This window comes from uncultured Apibacter sp., assembly GCF_946479295.1.
In the GTDB taxonomy this organism is placed as follows: Bacteria; Bacteroidota; Bacteroidia; order Flavobacteriales; family Weeksellaceae; genus Apibacter.
Genome location: NZ_CAMLFD010000028.1, coordinates 1 through 4892 on the forward strand (window position 1 = coordinate 1; position 4892 = coordinate 4892).

4 protein-coding genes and 1 pseudogene are annotated in these 4892 nt (G+C 28.5%); all 5 read left to right on the forward strand.

What is annotated here, in order from left to right; all coding sequences use genetic code 11:
- Positions 1-1634: pseudogene (locus Q0T35_RS10965) on the forward strand (hypothetical protein); the annotation flags it as partial.
- 109 nt (positions 1635-1743) lie between these two features.
- Positions 1744-2547 carry a hypothetical protein gene (locus tag Q0T35_RS10970; protein WP_295843110.1) on the forward strand — a complete coding sequence of 268 codons (804 nt, stop codon included), beginning with the start codon at positions 1744-1746 and terminating at the stop codon, positions 2545-2547.
- Between the two features lie 27 nt (positions 2548-2574).
- Complete coding sequence (locus Q0T35_RS10975) at positions 2575-3435, forward strand: hypothetical protein (RefSeq protein ID WP_295843111.1); 861 nt, start codon at positions 2575-2577, stop codon at positions 3433-3435.
- 27 nt (positions 3436-3462) lie between these two features.
- A complete protein-coding gene (locus Q0T35_RS10980) occupies positions 3463-4185 on the forward strand; it encodes a hypothetical protein (RefSeq protein WP_295843113.1) in 723 nt (240 codons plus the stop codon).
- A gap of 19 nt (positions 4186-4204) precedes the next feature.
- Complete coding sequence (locus Q0T35_RS10985; protein WP_295843115.1) at positions 4205-4558, forward strand: DUF4280 domain-containing protein; 354 nt, start codon at positions 4205-4207, stop codon at positions 4556-4558.
- The last annotated feature ends 334 nt before the right edge of the window (positions 4559-4892 follow it).

Here is a 4892-nt window from a genome sequence, read left to right on the forward strand (position 1 = left end):
CCAGTGGCAATACAATGTTTATGGATGGTAAGGGAAACATAAAAGTGAATGCTCCTAAAGACATTGAATTTACAGCCGGAGAGGATATGAAGGTTAATGTAGGGAATAATCTAAATTTTACAGTAGGGAATCAGGCCACCTATGATATTATGCAGAAAATTTCAATAAAAACTCCTTTTATGCAGCAATTAATCAGCAATTATTTTCATACGCAAGCAGGAAAGGCCTTAATAAATTCTGAAAACCAAATCAAGATAGAAAGTCCGGAAACCTTTGTGCAGGGAGGACAAAAATTATTCTTACATTCCGATGAGCTTGCTACCTTAAATTCTCAAGGTATAGCTGAAATGAAAGGGGAAACTAAAAATTCTTTGAGCAATATAAGCAATTCCTATGAACCCCAACGGGAAGAAATAAAGGCTAAATGTTTGGTCATGTTCAGACCGCATGGTAATTGGAAAGGAGAATATGGTTTTGATTGGTTTAGAATGGGGGATAGTGGATTAAATTCAGATCCCAGCTGGTTTGGAAAAATAATAGGAAAATATTACACTGATTTATCTTATACAACAGTTTTTCCTAATACGAACTCTTGGAGTATATTTTTTAAACAAGATTGGAATATGTATAATAAAATATTAAGAACATATAAATCGATTATTATCCCGTGGAAATCTAAAATAAAAGGAAATCCGTATTTAGATCCCATGCCAATAATGACTATGCTTAAAGGGGAAAAACATAAGCTTAATCTAAAAATAGAAATAAATAAGAAACCTAAAAAATTATTTGTTAGACAACAAAAATCTGATTTTAATTATTTTAATTTTAAAAATTCAAACTTAGAGATAAGGAATGATAATCAAATTTATAGCATAAATAATAAATTTGAATTAGAGTGTATTAAAAGCTTTAAGAAAGACCAGATTATAGAAGTAGTTGCAGATAATGAAGTATGTGGTAGACTTAAAATTTTAGCAAATGATCCTACTAGATATAAGTATATACCTATTGTTTTTGTAGAAATTAAAGCTAAATTTAGAGGTAGAGAAATACAAGGTTCAGCTGTATCTGGCGGAGAATTATTCTTTTTACAAGGGTTGAAGCAAGCATATACTTTTCCTAAAAATGGTAAGGTTGTACATGTAGGAATGAATATGCAATCTATTATTGAAAATGAATATTGTAATGCGAATGGAATAGAAAGAACCACAGGGAAATATAATAAAAAGAAATTAGAAGATTATTTAGACGAATGCCTTAATTTTATATATAAAGATAAATATAGAGATTATTATAAATTATATTTTTTAGATATTTATTATCCAAATTCTAAATCTGGATTAATTACACAAGGATATTCTCCTACTTTAAATTGTAATCATGTAATGCTTTTTAAGGGACATGATAAATCTACTATTGCACACGAAACTATGCATGCAATGGGGCTACCACATACATTTGATGGACAAAGAGCTGAATTTACATATAAGGCACAGCAAACCGATAATATTATGGATTACTGTCATTGGAATCAAGATATTGAGGGGAAATCTAGAACTCCGGTAGAAGGTAGGACACTATTTAGATGGCAAATGATTAAACTAAATGCTAACTTAAAAAATACTCATTAAAATGAATTATATTTATTTACTATTATCTTTTTATTTTTTATGCTACTCATGTCATAAGCATGAAAAAGATAAAATATTAAAAATTTCTTCTACAAAAAAGATACAAGATATGGATACTATACAATATCAAGAATATTTAAAAATGCTAAATATTAAACCAGATACTTTTAATAAGAAAAAGTTTGATAAAGATGCCGAATTTGGAAAGTTCATTTATACAGACAATTTGGGAAATAAAGTGGTAGAATCAGGTGGGGAATATTTTAAATCAATTAAAGACAATGAATCAGACTATATACAAGTAACTATTTTAAGAGATCATCCTTTACTTTCATTGTATAAAGAATTTTATCCAAATTGTAAAATAAAAAGAAAGACATTATATTTTTTAGATATTAATCCTATCGGTATCACACAAGAGTTTGATAAAAATGGTGAAATTATAAGAGAAATAAACGAAGATGAAAAGTATAATAACATAAGTTACAGGGATATAATTTCATTTTTAATAAAAGAAAATCTATACAATGATAATACTAAAAAGATTAATGGTGAATTATCTGCTACTTTTATAAAAAAAGATAAAAATAATCTAGAATTAAAGCAATTAGAAAATAAAGATGTTTGGATTATTAAGAATTTTATTTCACCACCTACATTTGAAAATATTTACTATATAGATGCCAAAACAGGAGATATATTAAGTCATTTATACAAAGGAAAAGAGATGATGCAAAACAAAAAAACTTCCGGTATATATAAAACGTATAAAGGGAAAGACTATACTCAAGAAGAATGGGAAGTGTTTGAGCAAAAAGAATTTGAAAAATATGCTCGTAAACATAATATATCCTTAACAAAAAATGAAGAAAAAGGGAAATTTCCCCCAAGTCATTTTTTATTAGAAGAATAAGGAGTAGTAAGTAAGCATCATACCATCATGAGAAGAATAGTTATTTTCAGATTTTGTTGTCTTTTTTTAGGGTTTATATTATTTTCCTGTCAAGGGCAGGGACATAAAGAAAGTAAACCCAATAAAAAGGATACAACCATGATAGAAAAATTTGATTTCGATATATATGAAAAAACTAATAAAGGGTCTGATGAATATACTTTACCTAATGGCAATACAATATTTTCAATAGGATTTATTAAAGATAAAAAAGGATTTCAATATGAAAGATTATCTTCTCCTTCTTTTTTAACTGTGTATAAAGAATTTTATGCTAATGGAAATTTAAAAAAGAGAGAAACTTATATAGGTGAAAACGTAAAAGTAGGCATCTCCCGATATTATGATGAAAAAGGGAATTTAATCAAAGAGGTAAATGAAGACCTAAAGTTCGGGAAAATTAAACCCCAACAGGTACTGGAATTTTTACAAGAAAAAGGCTATATTAACCTAAAAACCGGTGAGGGGCGGGTAGATGAAGAGGGACGTGCTGTGTTTAAACTATCTTTCGGAGAGCAGAATAAAGAGAAATATTGGATTATTACCATAATTAAGGGAATTCCCAATACAGACCCAAAGAATTTTCCTAAAATAGGGGAACCACCGGCTTTTTTACCCTTACATTATGTAATGGATGGAGAAACTGGAAAAGTAAGAAAAGAGGGAGAGGAAAACAAAAAAACTTCCGGTATATATAAAACGTATAAAGGGAAAGACTATACTCAAGAAGAATGGGAAGTGTTTGAGCAAAAAGAATTTGAAAAATATGCTCGTAAACATAATATATCCTTAACAAAAAATGAAGAAAAAGGGAAATTTCCCCCAAGTCATTTTTTATTAGAAGAATAAGGAGTAGTAAGTAAGCATCATACCATCATGAGAAGAATAGTTATTTTCAGATTTTGTTGTCTTTTTTTAGGGTTTATATTATTTTCCTGTCAAGGGCAGGGACATAAAGAAAGTAAACCCAATAAAAAGGATACAACCATGATAGAAAAATTTGATTTCGATATATATGAAAAAACTAATAAAGGGTCTGATGAATATACTTTACCTAATGGCAATACAATATTTTCAATAGGATTTATTAAAGATAAAAAAGGATTTCAATATGAAAGATTATCTTCTCCTTCTTTTTTAACTGTGTATAAAGAATTTTATGCTAATGGAAATTTAAAAAAGAGAGAAACTTATATAGGTGAAAACGTAAAAGTAGGCATCTCCCGATATTATGATGAAAAAGGGAATTTAATCAAAGAGGTAAATGAAGACCTAAAGTTCGGGAAAATTAAACCCCAACAGGTACTGGAATTTTTACAAGAAAAAGGCTATATTAACCTAAAAACCGGTGAGGGGCGGGTAGATGAAGAGGGACGTGCTGTGTTTAAACTATCTTTCGGAGAGCAGAATAAAGAGAAATATTGGATTATTACCATAATTAAGGGAATTCCCAATACAGACCCAAAGAATTTTCCTAAAATAGGGGAACCACCGGCTTTTTTACCCTTACATTATGTAATGGATGGAGAAACCGGAAAAGTAAGAAAAGAGGGAGAGGGGAATAAAAAAATTTCCGGTATATATAAAACCTACAAATAGTTAAATAATAGTATATAAAATGCCACAAAAAATAACAGAGAAAGCCATTTTGCAATGTAATCAAGGAACTTCAAACACTGAATTAAAGGTAACAAGCCAAGATTTTTTCTTTATAGAAAATAAAGCCATCGCCACGGAACAGGATAAGGATTCAAATGTCAATATAAATCCAATGGGAGTATGCAAACTAAAACCCATTATCGGTGGATATCGTCCCTGTTTACCGGCTCCTCTTTCTTGGATCAACACAACTCAAAAAGATGAGATAAACGGATTTAAAATTTTATTAGACAATTCAATATGTCCCTGTGCAACAGGGGGGACTATTAAAATTATTAATAAAGGCCATACCGAAAATCACGAGACAGAGTAATTTTTTCTTCTAAACTTTTTCCTACATAAAAATATACAAGCAATTTATAATCTTTCTATATCCCTTTTTAAAAGCAGGGTTTGTTGTAACATAACCATTCATCTACTAAAATTTAAAACAATTATAATTCTTTTTTAAGATAAGAATATTTATAAGAATTCTTAATATTTATATAGATAAAAAAATATATTATACAATCACATATTGTTCTAAAATTAATTTTTTTTATATTTACAATTTATATATAAATTATATTTAGATTTTAATTTAACATAAAAACAAATCTTATGAAGCCTTTAGATAAAAAGAATTTAGTTAATTCTAATAAGGAAGA

Bases quoted from the DNA above. Each gene is read 5' to 3' on its own strand.
- Q0T35_RS10980 (WP_295843113.1), top strand. From the start codon at position 3,463: ATGAGAAGAATAGTTATTTTCAGATTTTGTTGTCTTTTTTTAGGGTTT.
- Q0T35_RS10985 (WP_295843115.1), top strand. From the start codon at position 4,205: ATGCCACAAAAAATAACAGAGAAAGCCATTTTGCAATGTAATCAAGGA.
- Q0T35_RS10970 (WP_295843110.1), top strand. From the start codon at position 1,744: ATGGATACTATACAATATCAAGAATATTTAAAAATGCTAAATATTAAA.
- Q0T35_RS10975 (WP_295843111.1), top strand. From the start codon at position 2,575: ATGAGAAGAATAGTTATTTTCAGATTTTGTTGTCTTTTTTTAGGGTTT.